This window comes from Helicobacter suis (assembly GCF_902196135.1).
Lineage (GTDB): Bacteria > Campylobacterota > Campylobacteria > Campylobacterales > Helicobacteraceae > Helicobacter > Helicobacter suis_A.
Map to the genome: position 1 here is coordinate 1 of NZ_CABIKE010000035.1, position 2,179 is coordinate 2,179.

The 2,179-nt window shown below is 38.7% G+C and carries 1 protein-coding gene and 1 pseudogene; both read left to right on the forward strand.

The genetic code is table 11. The features are described 5' to 3' along the window. A pseudogene (locus G6Q06_RS08270) lies at positions 1–1,635 on the forward strand (hypothetical protein); the annotation flags it as partial. Beyond that, positions 1,632–1,898, forward strand: a complete 267-nt coding sequence (locus G6Q06_RS08275; RefSeq protein ID WP_163566296.1) for a hypothetical protein — start codon at positions 1,632–1,634, stop codon at positions 1,896–1,898. The pseudogene G6Q06_RS08270 and the gene G6Q06_RS08275, both read left to right, overlap by 4 nt. Positions 1,899–2,179: the final 281 nt, after the last annotated feature.

The following is a 2,179-nucleotide window of genomic DNA, read 5'->3' on the forward strand; positions in this document are numbered from 1 at the left end:
AAAGGGCATGGACTAGCTAAGATTATAGAAAAACACCTTGATGATTTTAAAGGGTTTGAGGGGAATAACGCTTATGAGAAGTTGGGGAATGGGTTGGAGGAAATAGTAAGAGAGGGGGAGGTGGTGAAAACCCACAATGGATACAACATTTTATACAACGGCTATAAAGTAGGCTTAAATGAGGGTTGGAATGAAGGGGGTATTAAGCATGGCAACAACCGGTGGATAGTAACGGCCTATGATAACTCTAGAAGTCTAGCGAGCAAGAGTCAAGGTCGCAACTCTGACTCCTTTACAAAGGGCGAGACTCTGCCCTTAAACGCTAGGGGTAAATCTACCACCCCACCCCTTAAAAGTCAAACAGCTTATGAGCAAAAATTGCCCCCCGTAGAGACTTTCGGCCAATCCACTAGCTCCAAGATCAAGGAGTCTCAGCATGGGCATCTTGCCAAGAAGGGCGACTCTGATAATAACACACTTCTAAAAGAAAATCAAACCAAGAGCGATGCCCCACAACCCCCAATAGAACCTAAATGGAACGCGCTAAACCCTAAATATAAACCTAAGTTAAGCCAACAGGCACGGCAAACATTATTAGAAAATGAGAAAAAGAAATTTTATAAGGAATGGGCAAAATATGGGGGCAAACCCGACGATCAATTTGTAAAAGTGCCATTTAAACCTGAAATTAGCCGCTTAATAGAAACACCTATTCAAATAAGCCAGCGCACATTATACGCAAACCCAAACATTATCAAAAAATTACAAAACCCATACATCATCATAAAACAAGCCGATGACTATATAATTGGTGATGGCTTTAATCACGCCTTGATAAAACCAAAAGAAGGGCATACAATCCAATATATATCACAGGATGCGATAGAAAATGCCATTCAAAAAGGCGCGCAAGTTTTATACAAGGATTCAAAAGAATTTGTAGTACAAAAAGTAGAACCTAAAACCCAAGTAGTAGATGTCAATAATGGTAAACTTACAATCACTAATTCAAATGATCCAACACCAAAACCATTAACAGCAACAGAACGATTAAACAGCCCACAAGACTTAAAATTACCCTTTGTAGGCGAATCTAATAGAATCAATGAAAGTTTAGGTAAAAATGTGGAGGGCTACACCTATAAGCTAGATAAACAAAGTGAATTATTAAGACAGATCGCAAAAAATGCCAGCCATAGCTCAAGAAGCCACCAAGCATTAGAAGCATTAATGGGAATAGAACTACCGCGCCAAATAGCTAGGGCTTATTACAATAAAGATATAGGCTTTATTGATCTATTCACAGGCAACCAGAATTCAGGCCTAATCAAAATTAGACAAGAAGCTAATAAAAACCCTATGATTCAAAAGCAGTTTAAAAGTATTGATGAAAATGTCAATATAAGCGATCTAAGAAAAGCCAATGATAAAAATAACTTTCTAGCCCACTTGATCAATCAAGCCCTAGAAAATGGAGCATTAAAGAAAGTCAATAACATTACAGCGGTATTTGAAACACCCTACACTCATAATAACAAAGTCTACAAATTGCAGGCGCAAGTCAAATACACCCAACACAGCGATAAACTAGATACGGGGCGTTGGGTGTTAGATGACTTTAGATGTGTGGAATGAAAACTAAGATTGTAGAAAAACACCTTGATGACTTTAGCCCATTTGAGGGGAATAGTGCACTTGAGAAGTTGGGTAGAGGGTTGGAGGAAATAGTGAAAAATGGAAAACTAGTTATGCAAGAAAACCAAAGAGCTACGATTATATGGCACGAAGGAAAACGCTTATACAAAGTAGGGCTTAAAAGTAATTGGATGGGCAAACCAACTAAAAACAAATGGATTATAACCGCCTATCAAGATAACAAGGCGAAGGAGAAGCCTTAAAGATTATCCACTCTCAAGGCTTTACTAGTAACGAGACTCTGTTACTAAACTCCAAAAGAAATGTTACCATAACACCCCTTAAACTCACCACCGCCCTTACCCTAACCTTGTTACTCACCGCTTGCACCCCCCGCGTTATCTATCAAAAGGTTTATATCCCCACCAAGTGTAATATCATTAAGCCAGAAAGACCGCCTAAGAGTTTGCACTTTATAGATTATCTGAAAGAGTTGTTGATCTATACTGAAAGACTTGAGAGAGATTTAGAGTTTTGCACTAAA